Here is a 20253-nt window from a genome sequence, read left to right on the forward strand (position 1 = left end):
CCGTCTATCCGTATGGGTCCGATTGGTTTCTTGACCATCATTTGCCGTCACCTTCAGGCTGTTTTGTGACCTCTTCGAGCAGCTTTTGCAGTTCGTCGTTCTCTGCCTTCAACTTCTCGTTTTCGGCTTTGAGTTCGTCGTTCTCTGCCTTCAGCTCTTTCACGCCCCTCTTTTCGAGCAGCAGATTCAATTTCTCAATCTCTGCTCTCAGCTCATCGTTTTCGGCTTTTATCCGTTCGCTATCAGCGGCAAGTGTAGCGAGTACACCGTCGGAGACAGGAGCGGCTGCCTTTTCACCGTCAGAGAGTTTCTTGACGCGCCCCTCATCGATCAAGGCTTTCAGTTCGTCCTCGCCACCGATAATTTCTTCGGCGGCAAAGCGAGAGCCAGGCTCCGCAATGCGCTTGCGGAGCGATAGGCGATCTTTTAAGAGTTTATAATTTTGTTCCATGGACTACCTCCTACCATGCAGGCAGCGTCACGCGCTGGATAAAGGAGTTGATCCCTTCGCTGTACATTATACCCTCAGCGAAATACCATGCACGTTCAGCCTGAGAGAGTGTCTTAACATCGGGTTTCAGGTCGATCTCAGCTGTGAGATTGCGCTTGATCCCGATATTCATATACCTGTTTTTCGTGGCCCCGGTGCAGGGCATAACCAGGTAGGCATATGTGTCACCGACACCGCTGTAGACTTTTTGTCTCGTGCGGCCGGTGATGGTGTTGCCATCGTAACCGATGATCTTTCGGATTGCCGACAGTGACGGGAATCCGGTGTCGGTAGAGACGGCAGCCTTTTTGATTATACCGTTTGCAACACGGGCGATATGATTTGCGGTGTACTCGCTGGCGAGACACACAAGACCACTGGACCCGATTTTCTGACCTGTGACGGGATCGGTTTTCTTTGCGAACACATCGATCGCATTTTCGAGGGTGTAATACAGCAACTCCTCGCGGGTTGCACCGGATGTCGTCGCGGCTGCGGTCGTCTTTGTCCCGGTATAAGAGCCGGCAAGTATCTTGCTGATTGCCAGGTCGTCACGCAGACTGTTGTAGCCCTCCATGACCGCGTCGTTGACTTTGTCGAAATCGAGTGACTTGTCAAACAGTGCGGCGAGGAGATCGTGAGTGAATCCGGCGGCATAGATGAAATGCTCAACCGTATCAACCTGTCCGCCCCTGGTCTCGCCCTGATTAACAGCCTCACCTGATCCGTTGTGCTCTTTAAACTCAACGGCGTAGGGGAAGAATTCCTCAACCTTAAACACCTTGTCGCTGTTCGGCATGTCGATGATCCGGTAAATATTTTCCCTGATGGTGGGATTTACAGCCTTTTTGATCGACAGGTCGATCCGTACAGCATCCCACAGGGATTCCCAGTCAGGCAGAAGGGTATTCGTAGAGCCCTGTGGACTGAATACGCCCTTTGCGACCATTTCCCGGATGCTCATTTTCTTTTTCAAGCTATGGCACATGACGGGAATGTCGAACGCGGACCCGTATCTTTTCAGGTCTTCAAAGTTCGGCATCGCTCCTTTCATTTTTGCGGCGCGTTCCATTTTGGCAAAAATTGCCACTTCTTCGGTCCCCGGCTGCCCGAGCTTGGACGCACCAACAGGGGCCGACACGCCGCACAGGTCGGCGTGCTTAAAAAACACCTCGCCAGCGCGGAGCTTGCTCTCCGCCTGGACTCGATTGGATTCTCTGGTAATTATATCCATCTGGTTTTTACCTCCTTAGATGTACAGAACGGTAATTATACCGGTCCCATTGGTTGTATCAGCGGTCAAGGTCAGACCGGCTGCAACTACAACGCTGTACGCGTTGATTAGCGTTCCAAAAGACAGGGCGTTCACGGTTGCTATCGGAACCACGCCGATAGTGTTAGTCCCATCGGTCACTGTTACGTCCTCACTCGACACCGTTGCGAGGGCTTGTCCAATAATACCCACGATTTGCGATCCGACGGGTATATCCGCATTCACAACCGGGGCACCTGCCGCATGCGATCCGGTGGGAACTGCTATCCTTTTCGCTTTCAGCGCACCGCCTATGAGAGCTTCGTTGCCCTGGGCGAACGGCCTGAAAACAACGAACGTGTGAGCGCCGGCTGATCCACCGAACTCGGTACATATCCCAACGGGGATACGTCCCGCAGCGTTGGCGGCCCTTATTGCTCCGGCTGCGCTCGATCCACCGGGAGCAAAAAAGACGATCTGTCCGACGACAAAAGTGTCGGCGGCTGCAATCTGATCAGTCTCGATGGTGCGCTCGTGATCAATATTGATCTTGCCGCTCGCTCCATCAGCGATACCGTCATATTCCTTCACCTCTCCGAAATATCCGTCAAGGTGGACGAGTTCGAGGTTCTCAACCGCGCGACCAAGATTGTTCGCAACGGTGACCTGCTTGTCGCTGAGAGTTTTCTCAACGAGTCCGGGGAAATCGTAGGTAGTCATTATTCGCCTCCTTCAAACTTGCTTTCGTACTGCCCGGTAGGCTCTTCGCCGCTCGGCGTTGCGCCTTCGCCACCGACACCGATGTCGCCTGGGGATTCGAGAGCGGCCTGGATATTGCCGTTCGACAGCACGGCCATGATTGACAGCGTGGCCTCTTCTTTCGTTTCGCCGTTTTTAATGCACTCGTCAATTTTCGAGCACACAGCGGGTATCTTTTTAAACTCCGCTTTTTCTTTCATGGAGAGCAGGGCGGCTACCCGGTCTTTCTCCTGTTTTACTCCCACCGCCACGGCTGCGGCATAGATGGCGGGGTGCTCTTTCATAAGCTGCTCTAAATTCATGATTTGAGCCTCCTGTGGATTATTTTGTCCGCCTGTGGCGGTAATTTCCTTTTTCGGTTGCTGTGGTTGAGGCTGTGCGCTCGATCCGTGTTGTGCGGTAGCGTCTAACGCGTTTCGTGATAAAGAAGGAATATCCTTTATCATCGCGGCGACTTTGAGAATGTCGTCTTTGCCTCTCGGGTCTACTCGCATTTTTTCCATTACAGTCTTTACTTTCATTGCGCCAAGAGCGAGAGCAATCTCCTTGTTTTTCTCGCCTTCGGTCGCCGGGATAATCTCGTCAACAAGTCCGGCGGTTTTAAGTTCTTCGCCGAAATACCACGTTTCGGCGTCCATGATCGCCTTTGCTTCCTCGACGCTTATTTTCATTTTTGCGGCATAGGCGGCAGCCATGAGACCCGACATGCCCTTGAAAACCTGCGCCGTTTTTTCCATTTCCCGATAGTCTCCAACGGCTCCGCCCCATACATTGTGAATCATTGCATAGGTGTTGCTGTATGCGGAAACAAGGTCAAATACGGGATTGACGAGGTTGTACGATCCCATTGAACACGCTTCACCGATCACCGTTAGCGACAACTGGGCGTCGGGGAATTTCTTTTTATAACCCTGGAATAAATTAAAAATAGTTATCCCATAAGACACATAGCCGCCAGGAGTTGACATATATACGTCGAGGTCGTCACCGTTGGCTTTTTTGAGATCGTTTCCTATCCTTTCAGGGTCGACCTCCCATCCAATTTCTCCGATTATTTCCATTCTTGTTGGCATTCGATTACCCCTCTATTTCAATTCGCTCCTGCATTGCTCATAATTGCGATATTTCACCGCATCCTGATAATCAACCGGGTTCGCTTTTCCGTCTTCGCTGATTCCGAACGCCTCGCCCTGGCAATATATTCGGTGCAACTTCTTATAACAGGCCTCCGAGGGCGGGACCGTGGCCGATTTATCTTTCGCCTGGTAATACAGTTTATAGGCATTCAATGACATGTTGCATTCTGCCGGGAGTTCCTCGATCCATATCGGATCGAAGGATTTGCACGAAAGGCAACTGAAGGCAATGGTTGCGCATAACGTCAAAAGCAGAAAAAAAATTATTCCTGTTTTTAAATCACTCCATCCAATTTTTAAACCATTTATTCCGAACATGTTATTCCCCCGCTGGCATAGTCGGCGCGTATTGCACTTCAAATTTCGCCGGGAATGTTTTTTCGAGAAAAGTCCCCGACGCGTCGGAAATCTCGACCCATGCTTTATAACTCCCGACAGTCAGTAAAGACGTATCCGCTTCGGTGATAATGTGTTTTGCAGTACGGCCGAGTTCGCTATCATATTCATATCCAGCATCCCAGGAGCCAAGCACATCGGCGGTACTATCTGCCCTTTTGCTCTCATAGACAATGGTCAAAACCTTGTCCGATAGATCGAGATCAGTGTCAATCGGGATGACGAGCGGCTTTGAGTATTCACCGAAAATCAGTATTTTATCTGTGCCACTCATTCCCTCACTGTCTCCTCCTGTTCACTGCAATTTCACCTTGTCCAGCAACACTCTTCTATTTAAGTCTACTTTATTGAGCGTTATACTACCGTTATGCGAAACTTTGTCAAGCATAATCTTAGCGTTATGCGATACTTTTTGTAAAATTAGCGCTTTTAATATGACTTCTATAACTGGAGTAGCAATACGGATAGCGTCCGTTATGCTCATCGACTCGGAGAGGGAGGCAGTAAACTGAGCGACTGACTGCATAATGTCGGTAATGGTGACCGCTTCAGAGAGCGTCCCCTTAAATTCAGCCGCTCCTCTTAGCTCGTCCGACACATTGAGAGTTTCGGCCAGGGTGGACATAAACGTCGCCGATGCCGAACAGGAGTCGGAGATTCCTATGGAATCAGACAGGGTGAGAAAAATCGCATTTGCATAGCTGATGAAATCGGTAATTGTGAGACTTTCAGAAAGAGTCCCGGTGAAAAGAGCGGTAGACACAAGGGCATCCACAACAGGAACCATCTCGGAGAGTGTGGCTTTGAGTATGGCTAATGATCCCAAAAAATCACCGACGGAAAGCGAATCAGCGAGAACCGCATTGAGTATCGCAGCAGAAATGAAATTATCGGAGATATTAAGAGAATCGGCCAGCGTTCCGTTGGCTTCGAGTCGCGCTCCGTCGGAATCTGAGATCGTGATCTCATCGGACATCGATGCGCCGAACACAGCCTGGGAGGCAAGAGCATCGGAGGTTGAGAGAGATTCGGAGAGGGTGCAGTTGTAGGACGAGCCGCCGGACTGCCATGCCCACGTTCCCCAAAATGTGGCGTTGTCAAGCAGTTGATCGGATTCGTGGGCATGCCATGCGGCCGACCTGACGGCGGTATCTATCGATACATGTTGCAATCGGCCATCCATGTAAGACGTTCCGCCATTGCGTTCGCGACCCATATTGAGAGGCTCACCCGATAAAGACATTTCTGATGTCCTGGCATAATCATCAACCAATCCCCCATCGAGATAAAACGCCAAATTACCCGACAAATAGGTATAACTGAATGATAGTGTATGCCAGTCTCCATATATTGCACCAGTATTTATATATTCAAATGATCCATCGATGCGAAGATAATTATAACCGTCGTTTCCCATAAACCAACGCCAGCCAGAACCCATGATGCCGTGTGCAGCGTCTGCATCATCAATATGCACCAATACTGATGCCGTCCAGTCTCCCGATACGGAAAAATCGGAATCGGTGTCAATATACTCAGAGCTTGCGTCGTCAAAATCTACAGCGGAACCGATAAGTCCCGAAACCTCTGACGGGGTATTATATCCTGTAGCTGTAACTCCCGCGATACGATCGGCATCTAGAGGGGTTGGAAAATACCAACCGTGATAACTATCATATGCGTTGTCAGAGCCGTAAGTATCGCTATCAGACACTGCCGCATTACGAGTGTTCGGCGGATATATCCTTACTTGCTGTGTGCCAGATGAGGCAAGAGTTCCGGACCACTTAACCCGAAGCAGTCCAGTCTCTCCTGAGTTGTCAAAATCGATCCAGTCACATGCAAGCTCTGTACCGTCTCCCATTGCCGCACGGCCCCGTGTGCCATCAGATGAATCGACATCAGCCCACCATGACGACGACATGCGTGACAGATCGACGATAAACGTAAAATCAGTCAGCGCGCTAGACGGATTGCTTATCGTGCCAAGGTCATATCCGGTTGCGGGCAATGCCATTAAATAAACCTCTTAAAAATCCACTGTATTATCTGCGTGTATCGCATGTTCCTCAACTCACCGGCCAAAGAGTAATCGATAATTCCCCATCCTGGAACCATGGTTCCATCCTACGATAGCGTTAACGTATAACTCACATTTATCGTGTCGCCTGACACAACCGAACGATCCCCTTCTGTGAACGCAACCGCCGATAACAGTACGCCGCCGGTACTGTCTTTCGTCGCGCTGGCCCCGGTCCCGAAAACGATAAAGCCGCCTTTCAGCGTTCCCGATTCATTCGGAGCAAAAGACAGAGAGGCCGACAACGCTTTCGCGCCCGATGCAGCTGCAGCCCATGCACAGGTCTTTCGGTCTCCAGTATAGTTCGGCGCGTTCGTCGGGCCTGCCTCTTTCCAGCCAGAATGACTCCCCATGGCATCGCCAGCCGCAATTGCCGACCAATCGACTGAGCTTATCAGGCCCATGTATGCCGCTGCGGTGTATGATGATCCAGCAAGAGCCGCGTCCAGCAGGGCGTTTCGGCCCACGGTCACGACAAGATTGTCGGTATCCTCCCGCCATTTCAGGCGGCCGTCTTTATCAAAGCACTCAAATGTATATTTGCCTTTAATTCTCAATTTGTCGCTCAATTTGTCGCTCTTTCGCTTCATGTTGTCCTCCTGTTTATGTCTCATTATTTTTGCTTTTTTGTCAGTCGTTTCAATGCCCGGCCAAGTCCCACCTCGAAGCTGGAGAGCCGCTCAACGTCGGTACGCCCGCTCTCTCGATACCCGCCGACAAGAGCCTCGCCGGTCTTCTCTCCGTAGTATTCAAGTGTTTTATTGTCCACAAACGACCGACGGTTACCAAAAAGCCAAAGAAAGCAATTTTTAAAAAAAGCAAAAATCTGATTCGAATTAAGGATTCCCATCTCATATCTCTCCGGCCCCGTTAGTTTATTTTGCTCTCAATTTTCGTGAGTCTATCACGCAATTCCTGCATCTTTTCAAATCGGCGCTCCTCGATATCGGCTCGCAGTTCGTTCATTGCTCTGAGCTCGCCGAGGGTGTAGTCCCTGAGTTCGTCAAACTCGCGCTTGACCGACTCCTGTTCTCGGCTAAGTCGTTCGAGCCACCCGGAGAACATCTTCATTACCTGACGCACGATGGCGACTACAAGAACAGCAACAAGGTATACATACCGAGCATTATCAACAGCAAATCCATTAAGCGCAGCCAGTAGTGTTTGAAAAACTGATTGATCCACATTGCCGCCTCACTGTTTATTATATTGAATATTGACGCCGGGCTTGATCGTCACATGCTTGCCAATATACCCGAAAGAGGTCAAAAACCACAGACCCAGAATTATTACAATTATCCCGATCAGAAGTTCTTTGCCTTTATATTTGACTGTTCCTATGACAGTACGTGGCAGCCATGGCAAGCTCATGAGCCATTCGTTCTCTGCGATCAGTTCTTTTTTTGTTTTCTTTTTCTTTGCCATGTTTTACCCCACAACTTCATATTTTTTCCCGAGTTCATCAAAGTACTTTAACGGATTATATGGAGTATGATATTTCCATCTCTCAAAATGTAGGTGTTCTCCATATCCCTTTTCGATCATGTATTCCGTTCGCGTCGATTGTCCGACCACAGTCCCCTCGTCGTATATATCACCCTGGACGAACTCAACGGGCGTTATGTGGGTAAACTTAATTTCACCACCCGATTTCACCGGTGTGAAAACATGAGTCCACCCCCATTTCTCTTGATGCACTGAGCGCAAATATATAGCATCCTCTGGGAGAACTGCGTCAAGACGGTATCTGAAGGCATCGTCCCATGAACGGATGTCAACCCCCTTATGTGGCACACCGCCACGAACTCCGAACGGAGAAGTGATTTTCATCGGTCCCGAATCGGTCTTAATCATGCCGCCTGTCCTCCGTCCGTCACTGTTGTTGCGCCGGTTTTCTGTCCGTTCGCCATGCCGCCGCCCTTTGACGCGGCCATGTACACCTCGACCGCTGCGGCAAGCTCTTTCAGTTCAAGCGCAGTCCTGCGCAAGTTCTCGTCATAGTCGCCACCGCCGCGTTCTGCTGCGATCTGCTGGCCGGTTTTATATGCGTGGAGCTGCTCCTCGACGTGCGCTTTTACACTGCGCAGCGGGTCGATGTCCGGCCTCTGGTTGCCGATCCAGGAAGCATTCGCCCACGCGTTGCGCTCTTCCTCGTATTCCCAGCCCGGCGCGGTAATCTTTTCCCGATCGATTTCGCCCCATAGCCACATTTTATACACCACATCGCAAAAATCCCACCCGTGATCCATACGAAAACGCTCAACCGCATTCCAGAAAAGGAGCAGCTCGCCCCTGGCCCCCGTATACGACTGGTTAAAATTGTATTCAACAGCCGACAATGGTGTATTGAGAGACGAGGCGATGCTCTTTTTCACTTCAGAGCAAAACGCGCCGAACCCGGCAGTTGGCCGTTTCGTGTCAAACGACTCGATCTCGTGCCCGGCGGGAATCTCGTCAACAATCAAGCCTCCGTGCTCCATATCGACGGTCTCAATCTTTGATTTCCAGTCGGTCGTTTGTGTCCGCACGACCTCAGATGTGCTCTTTTTTTGCACTCCGCGCGGGATTGTCGGTTTGCCGTCGGTGTCTTTCGGGGGCTTAACCCACACAGCAAATATGGCGTTAATAATCGCAGCCTGGAGTTCGAGCACCTGGTAATCTGCAAGCTTCGTCATTTCCGGCATTGAGCGAGAGAGTATTGGAATTCCCCGGCGGTGCCGTTCGTTATCGCCGAGATATTTGTGGATCACAAAAGTGCGGCCTGATTTCGGCCCGGTTTTGAGGATGCGTTCGGTCGAGTTTGTGATATCGTTATATATATGATACGCGACCGCCTCATCTCTCGCGTCATATTCAATTCCGTTAATCAGGCGATTCCCTGCGGCAGCTGGGATGCTCCCGCTGCGCACGTTTTCGGGCGGGATTATTTGTATTCGGAGCGGATTTTTATTCAACGTCCCGGCATAACGGAGGACCGCAAAATATTCACCATCTTTCAAGAGATAGAAAAACAGCGTCCGAGTGAGTTTGTAAAAATTGCGTTCGTTGCGGTAATCGACATAGGGCTGTTTCGCCCAGTTGCGGAAACGCGCCTCAGTGAGCGTCTGCCACTTCTTTTTTGCCTCATCGTCTGCAAATTTTGGACTGTCGAGCAAATCCCAGGAGGGCATTGATTGAAGATCGAGCTTTGCTCCTACCACTGTATCCACAAGCCGGTCTATAATTGCCCGTCCCGTAGGGCTCTCCCAGTATGCTATTCGGGAGGCCTTGCGGAGGATCGTATTATCGGTACCCCACCATCCGGTATTATTCGATGCGCCGGAATTGGAATAGATAGATTTTTCTACGCTGCTATATAATTCAGGAGACAGCGCGCGAGGAGGTTCCGCCAGCGAGAGGAGGGATTCGGCAAGGCGAGATTGCATTCGGAGGGCTTCCTTTTTCAAGGTCAGCTCTTGCCGCTGGAGTTCGAGGCGCATGGCTTTCGCCTCGGTGCGCCGCTGGCGGAACCCGGACACGCTTTTTAAAGGGTTTTGGATTTTAGGCATTTGCATATATTATCCCCTGTAAAATTTTCCACCGTATAACTTCGCCGTCGTCTGCCCGGTTTTAATTGTTCTGGCTTCATACCACGAATTGAGAATATCGGCCGCCTTGTCTGCGTCTTGACTCTCAACTCTCTGTCGGGTCTGCGAGTCGGAAAGATCATAGAGTTTTATCTCTGTGGCATTCTCGACCATCGCGGTATATTTCGCAATCTTCTCGTCTATCTCTTCGAGAGTATGAGCTTTTGCCAACGCTGAAGGATTTAGTTTTGACATGTCGCACCTTTGGGCGTATAATACACGTTAGACGATATATGTCAACAGAAAGATTATGAGAAATAAAAAAAATGTTATGCGGTTATGCGGCATATAAGAGAGCGGCCTCCTGCTCGTTGATAAAAACGTCGTTGTCCGGTTGAATCTCGACAAGTTTCTGCGCTTTTCGCTTCTCGTTTTCAATCTCAAAATAGCGGTCAAACGCGAATTGATAGGCCGCAATATTGTATTTTGCAACGTCGAAAACCTCGTTCCTTCGCTGTTTTCGGTTCTCAATTGTAATACGCTGTTTGCCGTTCTTTTTCGTCTCAATGAAAATTTCCTCAGAGGTGAGCTGTTTATAAAATTCCTCTCCAAATGCCTGATCGCCTTTTCTAGGAAAGTGCATATAGCCGTAAGGGTATCCCTCCGCGTATGGTGTTTTTCGCAGCGTTCCGTATAACGCGAATTTCAATTTCTGGTCCGACAGGCCCACGACCGGCGTTTTAATGTCGCTCTTCATGATCTTTGTAGTCTTCCCGGCGTCAATTGCCTCCCGCGCCAATACCGGATACACGCCGGCAATTGATTCCTGGTGGTAATCAAATTGATCGCAAAAATTATATACCTGGTCTTTATGATATTGAGAATCAACAAAGGCGATCTGTACGTTCATTTCAACGTTATCCGCCCGGCGGTATGTTGCCGTGACAATCTCTTCAAGTTTTTTCCAGCATTGATCCTCAACGAGATGAGGTGATCCCGGTATATTCCAGTAATCAATGAACCACGACTCTTTATTGCGTCCCCATCCAACGAGGCCCGCTTCAATCCGGTCCCCCTGAACGTCTGCGGCCAGCGTAAGAAAGATCACGCGGTCGCTGATATAGCCACGCTCCCATCCCTCTGCATTTTTCCGCAGCTCGTGAATGTCCGGCGCGTCGATACGCTCCTGCCATGTCTCGCCGAGAACATCATTGATGAAATCCGGGAGGAGTAGGGGATCGTCTTTCACTTTTTCCCATTGCAGCACGATGTCAATCCACGACCGAAACCCATACAGGGCGTTAATATGATACGACCGCACGAATGGCCGGGAGGGCTTCTTCGTTGGTATCCATTCTGCAGTCCCTCCACGCCCTTTTTCGAGGAGTAATTCCCGTTTCTCATGCTCGAGAATTTTCCGCCCGCAATTCACGCACTCATAATAAACCGGATTCTTCTCGATGGTCTCCACGCCGTTAATTATCCGGTACTGTATATCCGGCTTGCCTTCCTGATTCTTATCCCATTTTAATTGAGCCCATACTAACGGCTGTTGTATCCCGCAATCGGGGCAGGTGAAATTATAATACCGCTTATCCCCTTCCTCGCATTTCGGTTCAATTTGAGAGGTGCTTTTTTGCTTTGGCGTTGACCCGCCACAAATCTTTCTCAGATTCCCGTATGAATCCGTCCGGCGTTCCGCTTTTTCGAGCGGGTTTCCAGTACTCGTCCCACCCTTGACTATGTTCTGCGGATAAATATCGATTTCGTCCTCATGGAGACAGCGGTTCGGAAACGATCTGAGTTTGCTCTCCGAGTTCGGTCCGACGGCTCTCATAAACGTGCCGCCGTAGGACTTCGAGTCCATCCGGTCCCCGGTACTCTTCCCTTTTTTCTTTGTGATGTTCGCCCTGATTTTCTCCTGCAATCCTGCCGAGTAGATCATCTCGTCTACTCTCTTTTCCATTTGTTCCTCGGCCATGGCCTGGTCACCGGAAATATAGAGGAGGGGACCGATACTGTATTCAATACAATACCCGATATGATTCTCATACACGCCGACCGTAAAGCCGACCTGCGTTGCTTTCATGACATATACTTCCTGGACCGGTGAGAGGACCGAAAGACAGTCGGCAATCTCTCGCAAATATGGCGCATTGTCATAATCGTATCGCCCCGGAATAGCCGCAAGCCCCCCGGAAAGCGTCCTTTTGCGTTCCGCCCACTCGCTAACCGACTCGCTGACGTTCTCCTCCGGGAATGCCGAAATCAGACCGTCAAGGTACATTTCCATATCGTCTAACGTGTCAATGGTGAGAAATAAAGCAGGGGAGAGAAGGGGGCGTGTCATGATACAATCAGCCCCCTATTTTTTTTGAGGTTTGATTTTTAAAATCCTGAACGAGCTTTTTCACTTCTTCGTTGATTATTTTCTCTATTTCTTTTTCCATGCCCACTCGCTCGACCTTCTGGCAAATTCGTGTACTCGTCCGACGGCCAAGATCAACGAACATCTGTATTGATTGCCCCATTTCACGGAGGCGTGATTCGATGATATCTCGACGGACAAGATTCCCGAGTTTCTCCTGCATCTCAATTGCTTTGAGCTGCACCTCGGTATACGTCTTCAATTCTTTGAGCGAGGTCGGTTTATAGTAGGACAATTCCTCGCCGACATCCACTCCCTCATCTGGGCTGATCTCAACGATCTTCTTTACTCGTTTTCCGGCGGGTTTCCGTGCTCCCGCCGCCTTGCCCGGCCCCCCTTTTTTCTCCGCCGGACCCGTCGTTTTCTTCCCCTGGCTCTGCCCTGTGTGCCGTTTATCCTCGCTCACCGGCACCTTTTCGATCCCTGGCTGTGTCGCGTTCACCGCTTTTTTCGGTGCTTTCTCAGCCTGTGGCGGTCGCTCCTTTTTCGGCTTCGGCGGTTTCTCCGGCTTTTTGCCCTCCATATATAGCAGCCAGTGAGGATGTTCGATGTCTATCATGTTGTCGCCGTCCTGATCCACGGCGAAAAATTCCCACACGCGGCGGGATAGTTTATGGATATTCTGCCGCGATACTCCTTTCAGTTCTGCAGCTTCGAGTTGTGAGATGAGCTTCATGTCCCGAACCCCGCTTTCTCCAACGGTATTCCTCCGGGCCCGGTCGCCTCTGTCATTTCTCCAGTCTGTTCCCGCCTCTCCTCTCTTGCAATAACGTCCCCGCTGTCACTCCTCAGTCTTGCCTCCAGCGATTTCACCCGCCTGTCTTTCAGCCTCAACTGTGTATCATAGAACATGATGATCTGCACCAGCTCCGCCGTTGTCCGCTGTCCAAAATCGTACACGAACCGCCCGTCATCGTCAATATCATCCGGGGGCACGCATAAAAATTGATAATCAATTCGCTTAATCATTTTTCGTCTTCTCGTCTCTTCTTCTCGCTCGGAAATATACTTTCGCATAACGTCCTTTGTCAACAAAAAAATGTCAACTGTTATGCGATGATGTAAAAATCATCAAGGATGGGAGAGGGCCGGTTGACCATGTCGAAAAATGTGAGTCGAAGGGGCGCGGGCTCGAGTAGCACCCCACCGGGCGGTCGGAAGTTGGACAGTACCTTTTGAATTGAGGCGCGACAGCGGCAGGGAGGGACAGAAATATAACAAAAGTTGTGCGAAAAATTAAAAAACTGAGAAAAAACTGATTACAGGACTTTTCGACATAATAAAGAAGAATGGCAAAGTGGCAAAGTTTAAGCTACTTTTGTTCCAGTTTTTCAAAACATGGAAATCGGCTATCATGCTAGCAACAATCTTGAAATCCTGCCATAAGTTGAAAAAAACTCTGCCACTCTGCCACTTTTTGAGAAGTTGATACCATATGTTGCAATAAACGCCTGTAATCGGATTTTCGAGTGGCAAAGTAGGGGTTTAAACTATGCCGGTACTTTGCCGATTTGGGGGTAAACTATGCCACTGAGCGGGTGCTCGTGGTTGGTGCTTAAGGAAACACTGAAATATACAAAAGATAGGGAATGTTGAGAAACGGCAAAAAGTGGCAAAGTACCGGCATAGTTTGAAAACAAGAATGCCACTCGGTTTTTTGGAAACCTGGAGGAGACCTGTAATAGACCTGTCGCAGACCTGTAGTTTTGAGAGGCGGGAAAACGGGGCCCGGGCGAGGCGGTTATGCGGCGGATGCGGGCGGTTATGCGGTGAGGTCGGGCGTGCGGATCGTGGCACGATGGGCCAGATTAATAGCAACTCGTCAACTTTTTTTGGCCGGGAAAAAAAAATGATTGAATCTTACAAACGGGGCGTTATATGGTTGCGCACGTTAGATGAAACAGGGGAGGGACAAGCCCTCCCGTAATTATTTCTTTGTTTCACGTTTTTGTAATTCAGACTTTGCAGCTTCGAGCTTTTCTTGTATATGTTGACCTCTCTCAATTTCAGCAATGTTTAAAGAGGCACGCTCATCGAGCAAAGGATTTGATAGTGAATTAAGAGTAAGTTCGAGGTTGTTGATGAGGGTTTTAAGATCATCGTCAGAATAATTTTTAGGCATGGCAATTCTCCTTTTGGGTAGAGTTTCGTGCCTTCTGACGGCTAATTAAGGAGATTGTAAATAAAAAACCGGTTTTTGTCAAGTAAAAATATTTATCGGAGACATGAACGAGGGGGGGGATTTATGAACATAAACACATGGCAGCAAGGATATTTTGTAGATCAACGCCGATATTCAGGGTGGACAAAAGAGGAGAAAGAAAAAGCCGACAGAGATGAGCGACTGAAAGTTCGTCCTTCACCGACAGGTAATGCAATATGTTTCTGTAGCAATCCAGAAGATGCCAAGTGGATTGCCGAAAGGTTGAACATGGCGGCTAATCTGGAAGAAATGACGTATAATTTTACAACAGGAAAAAGTGACGGAAGTGATATTGTCGATTATGTGCGAAAGGCAATTGATAGAATATAGTCTGCCCGGTGTTTCCTTAACAGATACTGGTATTGAGGAGGAGTTTATGAAAATTTTACTGGGGCTAATAGTTTTATTTACAATTTGCTCTTTCGTAAATCCATGGGAACACAAATTGATTGATATTATTGACATAAATGGATTGAGGATTGAAGTCGATATAAAACCACAGATGTTAATAGGGTTTACACGAGAGTGGCATTCTTTGTGTATAGGAATGCCATTTTGCGACCTTTGGATACAGTGGGGAAAAGACATTATTAAAGGTGGCCCTAGAGGTTAGGTTAAGCGGCGTTGGCCTTATTGGGGGACGTTATGGGAATGAATAAAAGCATACAATATGCTATATTTTGTGAGAATTGGGGACCAGGAATATGTCCTCAAGGGTTTGAAGATTTTGCAGATATTAAAAGCCCAACTCAATATTTCAAAAGAAAAGGATGGGTGCGTACCGGTGGTGATAAGTGGTATTGTCCCGATTGTGCAAAGAGAATGGGAATCAAGTGGGGCCAATGACCGCTTAACAGTCAATTTTAACCGCAGTCGGTATTTCCGATTGAGCGCAGCGCCGGTTAAAATGTGTTGGGCGATTTGCTCAATATTAGCAGGGGGAAATTGTGGAAACTTTTAAATTTAGAACACCAAAGACAAATAAAATCATAACCATTAAAAAAACATGCAATCTTTGTAAAAACAGATGGATGTGTAAATCAAAAGAAACTGCATGCAAACTATTTGATGCCGAGGATGGTTACTGCGCGAGATCACTACCGAATCACGATTGTAAATATATAAATTATGGATGTAGTGATTGCACACTATAAAGATAGGGCATTTCGCCCAACAGTACGCATCCGCATTGCGTATTAACTCATAAAATAACCAGGAGGGCAGGATAATATGAGCGACCTTAATGTCCTTTCCGTCATCGAAAAATATCTCACTGATAACAAATTCGACGGCCTATATGTCCCTGGGGAATGTGCGTGCCGCGTGGGCGATCTCATGCCGTGTCAGGGGTTCTGTGGTGATTGCCTGCCTGGATATCTTGGACCGGGAAACGAGGAATGTGGCTGGAGCATAGGGGCGGAAAAAACGGAGTAGATCATGCCGAACGAGAAGAACAAACAGACGGAATCGTCCGTGCCGACAACGTTAGACGAATCGAATAACACGGAGAACACCGGCAAGGTGCAACACAATACGCGAATCAGCCAGACAACGAAAAAGCTACTGAAAAAGGCATGTATTGATTTCGATATGGATGAGCAGACTTTTACGGATATCGCGTTGAATAAATACATTGATTTTCTCTATGGAGAGGCGGGGCCGGTGAGTGACGAGAGTTTGAGGAAGATAGAGAAGTGAGGGAGGGGGCCTTGAATCTTGATTGCATCATGTCAGAGTGCTTCTGTAGTTGGGTGATTGAGCGGAATATCCGTGGCGAGAAAGTATATTTGTGTAACGCTGGATACGATAGAGATGATCGCGGTCCGGATACATGCAAGTCGTATTCCAGGAGATATGAGTGTGCCGGCGGGTTGGTTTTCAGGGAAGGGGAATACACAAAAGAATATTGTCAGGAGTGCACAGATTTATGTGCCTCTACAGCCTGCCCGGTAGCTGAGAAGAGGAGAAGCAAGAAGTGAATCATCAATTTAATAATAACTATGTGACATTCGGCGATCTGTTCGCTGGAGGTGGAGGCGTCACCACAGGAGCATTATCTGTTCCAGGTATCCGCGTATTATGGGCGTTGAACCATGATGAGATATCAATCAAGACACACGAAAAGAATCATCCAGAGACAATACATTATCAGGCTGATATCAGACAGCAGAATGAGAAAGAACTGGACCCGGTAGATATTTTATGGGCGAGTCTGGAATGCACAAATTATTCCAATGCCAAGGGTGGACAACCCAGAGATGCCGACAGTCGCACGCTGGCCTGGGAATTGCCCCGCTATATCAAGCATTGCCGCCCGTCGGTCATCATCATTGAAAATGTGCGGGAGTTCCTCGCCTGGGGCCCACTCAATGAAAAAGGAAAACCGGTGAGCAGACAAAAGGGCGAGGATTTTTCCCGATGGATAAAGGCTGTCAAGGAGTTGGGATATATAAATGTGGACTGGAGAATATTGAATGCTGCAGACTTCGGGTGTCATACCAGGCGGGAACGGTTATTTATTATATTCACGCGGGATGTACCGATCAACTGGAAAGAGGCGACTCATCATCCAGAGGGGAATAATCTTTTCGGTCTTCAGAAATGGCGGCCGGTGAAAGAGTGCATCGATCTGGATAACCATGGCCGATCTATATTCGGGAGAAAGAAGCCCTTGTCAGAAAATACACTGCGACGGATAGCCGGGGGAATAAAAAGGTTTTATCCCGATATGTGCTTTTTGATGAAATACTATAATTCATCATGCAACCCTGAATCTCAGAATCAAAGCGTCAATGAGCCCTGCCATTCGGTGACAACAAAAGACCGGTTTGCCTTGGTGAATATTGAGAAGAAACATTTTATGATGAAGTATTATAGCGGAGGGGATCATGTTTTTGAAGTTAATGGACCATTGCATACTATAACCACTATAGATCATCATGCTTTAATCTCTGTGGAGAAGAAACAATTTATAACAGATCATATCTGGGGTGGAAGGACTCAGGGAACCTGTGAACCACTCAAAACGCAGATGACCAGACAAACTAAACAGCTCATTACATGTGAGAAATTCCAGTTTATCTCTGCATATTTTAACAGCTCGGGGCGGCCTGAGACACAGAATCAGAGTCTGGATAAACCACTCAATACAATCATGACAGCGAATAAATACGCACTGGTATCCGGCTTTGATTTTGATATAAAAATGAGATTTCTCACGCCTGATGAATTGGCAAAGATTACCGGGTTTCCGGAGGGATATTTTGATCATGCTGGTCTGAATATATCCAAAAAATACCAGGTCAAAATGATAGGCAATGCGGTACCAGTAAATCTTGCTGCGGCAGTAATTGAACCAATGGCAATTATTCTCGAAAATATAAAGTTTCCCATGGTAGCAAACATTTAATGACACCCGACATTTTTAACGAAGCGCGCCGCCGCGTATCCCGCTCACTCATTGAGCAGTATTTCGCCGCGCCTGGTGCGCACTGGGACGGGTCCGAGTATTGGACGCTAAATCCCACACGCCGCGACAAGAAAGTCGGGTCGTTTCATATATCCGCCGAAGGGCAGTATTTCGACCACGCTACTAAAGACGGAGGAGACATAATTGACCTATTGGTTGCCATCCACGGAGTCACAAAAAAAGAGGCGGCTGAAAAGATCATCAGCGATACCGGCGGCACTACACCCTCCCAGGAGAAGCGGCAAAAGATCGAGCGGGAACAGCAGGCGGACCGTAAGGGCGTCAAAAAAGAAAAGCCACCGGCACAAATACCGATCCCGGAGGCCGAACGCGAGAGCCTTGTCCGTACCCTGGAAAACGACTTTTTCAGGGAGAAGTACGGGGAATTCACCGCCGGATATACATACAAGACTATGGCGGGCGACTGGGCATTTGTGGGGGCGCGTTTCGAGCGGAAACAGGTTGATGCAGAAGGCCGGGAATACATCGAAAAAAACGTGGTGCCGTTCTATTTCACAACAACGGGAAAATGGAAAAACGCTCTGCCTCCGCTACCTGGGAAATTGCCGTTGTACAAGATAGACGAGTTCGGGGCGATGAAGAAAAAAACCGGGGCGCGCTTCCTCATCGTCGAGGGCGAGAAATGCGCACAGGTGATGGTCCCCGGCTGGATCGTCGTCTCGTGGGTCGGCGGCACGAATAAGGTTCATCTATCCGACTTTTCACCCCTGGCTGATTACCCGGTAGCGATATGGCCGGATCATGACACACAAATAGACAAAGAGACGGGCCTGCCTCTCCCTGACGTAGAGCAGCCAGGAATAAAGGCCGCACTCTCAATCCGGGAAGCTCTGCCACACGCTCAGATTATGGATGTGCGGGACCGCCCGGGGGACGGCTGGGACATCGCCGACGCTGCCGAGAGCATGTCGCCGGAGGAGTTGGCCGCGTATGTAGAGACCTGCCCGCGACTATTCGAGGAAATGCCCTGGGAGCCATACGACGCATTCCGGCAGTTCGTCGCGGATCGCTACGAGGACCGAAACCTCGAACACATAGACGGTCTGTTTTGGGAGTACAAGGCGGACGCGCATTGCTGGCGCGAGGTGATGCAGACTAATATTAAGACAGATATTCTGTGGTGGATGGAACAGAAAAAGATTGTGAAATTCCTCCAGAACAACGCCAAGGCGGTGCATACATTCCTGAAAAATACCGCGTCTCACCTCGAATTTTATTCCACCGGTTATTCGGGGAGAAATCCGTTCAAGGAATCGGCCATCATGCCATATATCCATTTTATGAACGGGGCTGTTGAGATCAAAAAAACCGGTGTGAAATTCCATGAACGTGCCCAGGACAATGAAGATTTTTTCCGGCGATTATACCCGGTGCATTGTCTTGATTTTGATTTTCATCCCGAGGCCTACGAAGGTGCCCCACTGTCGGAAACGGCACCGGCATTCCATTTTTATCTGCGGGAACTCATCCCGCCCGAGGACCGGAGGCGGTCGGACTACGAGGAGCAATTGCAACTCACCATTGATTTTTTCAGCCAGATAATTGCTTACGCTATCAACCCGATAAAAAAAGAGCCGTACTTTTTCGCATTGTATGGAGCACAGAGGGCCGGGAAATCGTTTTTTATTGATATCCTCGAACAGCTCATAGGGCAGCAGTTTTTCGTGAAGCGACCGACCTCGGATATGATCGGCAATCGCTTTGCAACGTCTGATTTGTGGGGTGCAAAAGTGTTCGTGGACGATGACGTGGAGAGCAACCTGAAGCTGCCAGACGCGTTTATAAAAAACAACTCAGGGAATAAAGGGATCACGGTCGAGCGCAAGCACATGACGCCGGTGCATGGAGTAAAAATATCCGTGGCGATGTTTTTTCTATCCAATCACAATTTTAAAATATCTGGCGGTGCTGAAGGACTTGCCCGGCGATTTGTATATGTGCCATTTGATCGGGAAATCAAAAACCCGGACGTGTATCTGCTGGACAAAATTTGCGGGAAAGAGCCGAAAGACTTTGAGAGCGGCGACGCGGTGGGGCAAACCTTCGATGAGCGCCCGGCTATTATCGGCATGGCCCTGAGAGGATGGGAACTTTTCAGGAAAAATAATTATCGATTTGTAATGCCGGACTGGATCAAGCGAGAGCGTGACAAGTGGCTCATGGAGTCGTCGAGCGTGTCGCAGTGGTTTTATGAGGAATTCCTCGATAGCTACAAAAGCGACCGGATCAGCAGAAAGGAATTTTATGATCAATATAAATCATGGTGTGACGAAGAAGGCCGCAAGGCCATGGGGAAAATCAAGTTTTTTGAGGAAGCCAGGCGGACACGACGAATCAAGGAGATTAAGGGGAATATGGACCGGTACGTGGAGATATTGTCAGACATTGACGATACTCCGAGCGACGAAAAATTGCAGGAAGAAATACCGTTTTAATAATGAGCGGAAATGTAA

At 48.8% G+C, this 20253-nt stretch carries 24 protein-coding genes; 6 read left to right on the forward strand and 18 right to left on the reverse strand.

Annotation, left to right across the window (positions count from 1 at the left end):
* Positions 1-37 precede the first annotated feature (37 nt).
* The 18 genes from CVV44_03870 to CVV44_03955 form a co-directional block, all read right to left on the reverse strand.
* Entirely contained in the window at positions 38-451 is a 414-nt protein-coding gene (locus CVV44_03870) for a hypothetical protein (GenBank protein PKL40754.1), read from the reverse strand.
* Positions 452-461: 10 nt separating this feature from the next.
* Positions 462-1724 carry a hypothetical protein gene (locus CVV44_03875; protein PKL40755.1) on the reverse strand — a complete coding sequence of 421 codons (1263 nt, stop codon included), beginning with the start codon at positions 1722-1724 and terminating at the stop codon, positions 462-464.
* Between the two features lie 15 nt (positions 1725-1739).
* On the reverse strand, positions 1740-2462 hold the full coding sequence (locus tag CVV44_03880) for a hypothetical protein (protein ID PKL40756.1): 723 nt from the start codon (positions 2460-2462) through the stop codon (positions 1740-1742).
* The gene (locus tag CVV44_03885; GenBank protein ID PKL40757.1) at positions 2462-3574 is read right to left on the reverse strand and encodes a hypothetical protein; all 1113 of its coding nucleotides are present in this window, start codon (positions 3572-3574) and stop codon (positions 2462-2464) included. Before CVV44_03885 ends, CVV44_03880 begins: the two co-directional genes overlap by 1 nt.
* Before the next feature lie 12 nt (positions 3575-3586).
* Positions 3587-3955, reverse strand: a complete 369-nt coding sequence (locus tag CVV44_03890; GenBank protein ID PKL40758.1) for a hypothetical protein — start codon at positions 3953-3955, stop codon at positions 3587-3589.
* Between the two features lies 1 nt (position 3956).
* Positions 3957-4307: a hypothetical protein gene (locus CVV44_03895; protein PKL40759.1), complete on the reverse strand. Its 351-nt coding sequence runs from the start codon at positions 4305-4307 to the stop codon at positions 3957-3959.
* Positions 4308-4328: 21 nt separating this feature from the next.
* Positions 4329-6050, reverse strand: coding sequence for a hypothetical protein (locus CVV44_03900; protein ID PKL40760.1), 1722 nt, complete (start codon positions 6048-6050; stop codon positions 4329-4331).
* Positions 6051-6160: 110 nt separating this feature from the next.
* The gene (locus CVV44_03905; protein ID PKL40761.1) at positions 6161-6703 is read right to left on the reverse strand and encodes a hypothetical protein; all 543 of its coding nucleotides are present in this window, start codon (positions 6701-6703) and stop codon (positions 6161-6163) included.
* A gap of 23 nt (positions 6704-6726) precedes the next feature.
* On the reverse strand, positions 6727-6963 hold the full coding sequence (locus tag CVV44_03910) for a hypothetical protein (GenBank protein PKL40762.1): 237 nt from the start codon (positions 6961-6963) through the stop codon (positions 6727-6729).
* Positions 6964-6983: 20 nt separating this feature from the next.
* Positions 6984-7298 carry a hypothetical protein gene (locus CVV44_03915; GenBank protein ID PKL40763.1) on the reverse strand — a complete coding sequence of 105 codons (315 nt, stop codon included), beginning with the start codon at positions 7296-7298 and terminating at the stop codon, positions 6984-6986.
* Between the two features lie 9 nt (positions 7299-7307).
* Positions 7308-7538, reverse strand: a complete 231-nt coding sequence (locus CVV44_03920) for a hypothetical protein (protein PKL40764.1) — start codon at positions 7536-7538, stop codon at positions 7308-7310.
* A 3-nt stretch (positions 7539-7541) separates the two neighbouring features.
* A complete protein-coding gene (locus tag CVV44_03925; protein PKL40765.1) occupies positions 7542-7967 on the reverse strand; it encodes a hypothetical protein in 426 nt (141 codons plus the stop codon).
* The gene (locus CVV44_03930; GenBank protein ID PKL40766.1) at positions 7964-9667 is read right to left on the reverse strand and encodes a hypothetical protein; all 1704 of its coding nucleotides are present in this window, start codon (positions 9665-9667) and stop codon (positions 7964-7966) included. The genes CVV44_03925 and CVV44_03930 overlap by 4 nt, the downstream gene beginning before the upstream one ends.
* 3 nt (positions 9668-9670) lie before the next feature.
* Positions 9671-9934, reverse strand: coding sequence for a hypothetical protein (locus CVV44_03935; GenBank protein ID PKL40767.1), 264 nt, complete (start codon positions 9932-9934; stop codon positions 9671-9673).
* A gap of 82 nt (positions 9935-10016) precedes the next feature.
* On the reverse strand, positions 10017-12029 hold the full coding sequence (locus CVV44_03940; protein ID PKL40768.1) for a hypothetical protein: 2013 nt from the start codon (positions 12027-12029) through the stop codon (positions 10017-10019).
* A gap of 7 nt (positions 12030-12036) precedes the next feature.
* Positions 12037-12783 (reverse strand): hypothetical protein, encoded by a 747-nt coding sequence (locus CVV44_03945; GenBank protein ID PKL40769.1) that lies wholly within the window; start codon positions 12781-12783, stop codon positions 12037-12039.
* Complete coding sequence (locus CVV44_03950; GenBank protein ID PKL40770.1) at positions 12780-13124, reverse strand: hypothetical protein; 345 nt, start codon at positions 13122-13124, stop codon at positions 12780-12782. Before CVV44_03950 ends, CVV44_03945 begins: the two co-directional genes overlap by 4 nt.
* A gap of 910 nt (positions 13125-14034) precedes the next feature.
* Entirely contained in the window at positions 14035-14229 is a 195-nt protein-coding gene (locus CVV44_03955; protein PKL40771.1) for a hypothetical protein, read from the reverse strand.
* A gap of 123 nt (positions 14230-14352) precedes the next feature.
* Here CVV44_03955 and CVV44_03960 point away from each other — a divergent pair, with 123 nt between their 5' ends.
* The 6 genes from CVV44_03960 to CVV44_03985 all read left to right on the forward strand — a co-directional run bounded on the left by CVV44_03960 (position 14353) and on the right by CVV44_03985 (position 20235).
* Positions 14353-14640, forward strand: a complete 288-nt coding sequence (locus tag CVV44_03960) for a hypothetical protein (GenBank protein PKL40772.1) — start codon at positions 14353-14355, stop codon at positions 14638-14640.
* A 46-nt stretch (positions 14641-14686) separates the two neighbouring features.
* Positions 14687-14923 (forward strand): hypothetical protein, encoded by a 237-nt coding sequence (locus CVV44_03965; GenBank protein PKL40773.1) that lies wholly within the window; start codon positions 14687-14689, stop codon positions 14921-14923.
* A 57-nt stretch (positions 14924-14980) separates the two neighbouring features.
* Positions 14981-15271, forward strand: coding sequence for a hypothetical protein (locus CVV44_03970; GenBank protein ID PKL40774.1), 291 nt, complete (start codon positions 14981-14983; stop codon positions 15269-15271).
* Positions 15272-15747: 476 nt separating this feature from the next.
* The gene (locus CVV44_03975) at positions 15748-16008 is read left to right on the forward strand and encodes a hypothetical protein (GenBank protein PKL40775.1); all 261 of its coding nucleotides are present in this window, start codon (positions 15748-15750) and stop codon (positions 16006-16008) included.
* A gap of 277 nt (positions 16009-16285) precedes the next feature.
* On the forward strand, positions 16286-17719 hold the full coding sequence (locus CVV44_03980; protein ID PKL40776.1) for a hypothetical protein: 1434 nt from the start codon (positions 16286-16288) through the stop codon (positions 17717-17719).
* Positions 17719-20235 (forward strand): hypothetical protein, encoded by a 2517-nt coding sequence (locus tag CVV44_03985; GenBank protein ID PKL40777.1) that lies wholly within the window; start codon positions 17719-17721, stop codon positions 20233-20235. The genes CVV44_03980 and CVV44_03985 overlap by 1 nt, the downstream gene beginning before the upstream one ends.
* The last annotated feature ends 18 nt before the right edge of the window (positions 20236-20253 follow it).

The organism is Spirochaetae bacterium HGW-Spirochaetae-1 (assembly GCA_002839375.1).
In the GTDB taxonomy this organism is placed as follows: domain Bacteria; phylum Spirochaetota; class UBA4802; order UBA4802; family UBA5550; genus PGXY01.

Coding starts and splice junctions, on each gene's coding strand:
- CVV44_03870 (PKL40754.1), bottom strand. CDS start 451: ATGGAACAAAATTATAAACTCTTAAAAGATCGCCTATCGCTCCGCAAG.
- CVV44_03875 (PKL40755.1), bottom strand. CDS start 1,724: ATGGATATAATTACCAGAGAATCCAATCGAGTCCAGGCGGAGAGCAAG.
- CVV44_03880 (PKL40756.1), bottom strand. CDS start 2,462: ATGACTACCTACGATTTCCCCGGACTCGTTGAGAAAACTCTCAGCGAC.
- CVV44_03885 (PKL40757.1), bottom strand. CDS start 3,574: ATGCCAACAAGAATGGAAATAATCGGAGAAATTGGATGGGAGGTCGAC.
- CVV44_03890 (PKL40758.1), bottom strand. CDS start 3,955: ATGTTCGGAATAAATGGTTTAAAAATTGGATGGAGTGATTTAAAAACA.
- CVV44_03895 (PKL40759.1), bottom strand. CDS start 4,307: ATGAGTGGCACAGATAAAATACTGATTTTCGGTGAATACTCAAAGCCG.
- CVV44_03900 (PKL40760.1), bottom strand. CDS start 6,050: ATGGCATTGCCCGCAACCGGATATGACCTTGGCACGATAAGCAATCCG.
- CVV44_03905 (PKL40761.1), bottom strand. CDS start 6,703: ATGAAGCGAAAGAGCGACAAATTGAGCGACAAATTGAGAATTAAAGGC.
- CVV44_03910 (PKL40762.1), bottom strand. CDS start 6,963: ATGGGAATCCTTAATTCGAATCAGATTTTTGCTTTTTTTAAAAATTGC.
- CVV44_03920 (PKL40764.1), bottom strand. CDS start 7,538: ATGGCAAAGAAAAAGAAAACAAAAAAAGAACTGATCGCAGAGAACGAA.
- CVV44_03925 (PKL40765.1), bottom strand. CDS start 7,967: ATGATTAAGACCGATTCGGGACCGATGAAAATCACTTCTCCGTTCGGA.
- CVV44_03930 (PKL40766.1), bottom strand. CDS start 9,667: ATGCAAATGCCTAAAATCCAAAACCCTTTAAAAAGCGTGTCCGGGTTC.
- CVV44_03935 (PKL40767.1), bottom strand. CDS start 9,934: ATGTCAAAACTAAATCCTTCAGCGTTGGCAAAAGCTCATACTCTCGAA.
- CVV44_03940 (PKL40768.1), bottom strand. CDS start 12,029: ATGACACGCCCCCTTCTCTCCCCTGCTTTATTTCTCACCATTGACACG.
- CVV44_03945 (PKL40769.1), bottom strand. CDS start 12,783: ATGAAGCTCATCTCACAACTCGAAGCTGCAGAACTGAAAGGAGTATCG.
- CVV44_03950 (PKL40770.1), bottom strand. CDS start 13,124: ATGCGAAAGTATATTTCCGAGCGAGAAGAAGAGACGAGAAGACGAAAA.
- CVV44_03955 (PKL40771.1), bottom strand. CDS start 14,229: ATGCCTAAAAATTATTCTGACGATGATCTTAAAACCCTCATCAACAAC.
- CVV44_03960 (PKL40772.1), top strand. CDS start 14,353: ATGAACATAAACACATGGCAGCAAGGATATTTTGTAGATCAACGCCGA.
- CVV44_03965 (PKL40773.1), top strand. CDS start 14,687: ATGAAAATTTTACTGGGGCTAATAGTTTTATTTACAATTTGCTCTTTC.
- CVV44_03970 (PKL40774.1), top strand. CDS start 14,981: ATGCTATATTTTGTGAGAATTGGGGACCAGGAATATGTCCTCAAGGGT.
- CVV44_03975 (PKL40775.1), top strand. CDS start 15,748: ATGCCGAACGAGAAGAACAAACAGACGGAATCGTCCGTGCCGACAACG.
- CVV44_03985 (PKL40777.1), top strand. CDS start 17,719: ATGACACCCGACATTTTTAACGAAGCGCGCCGCCGCGTATCCCGCTCA.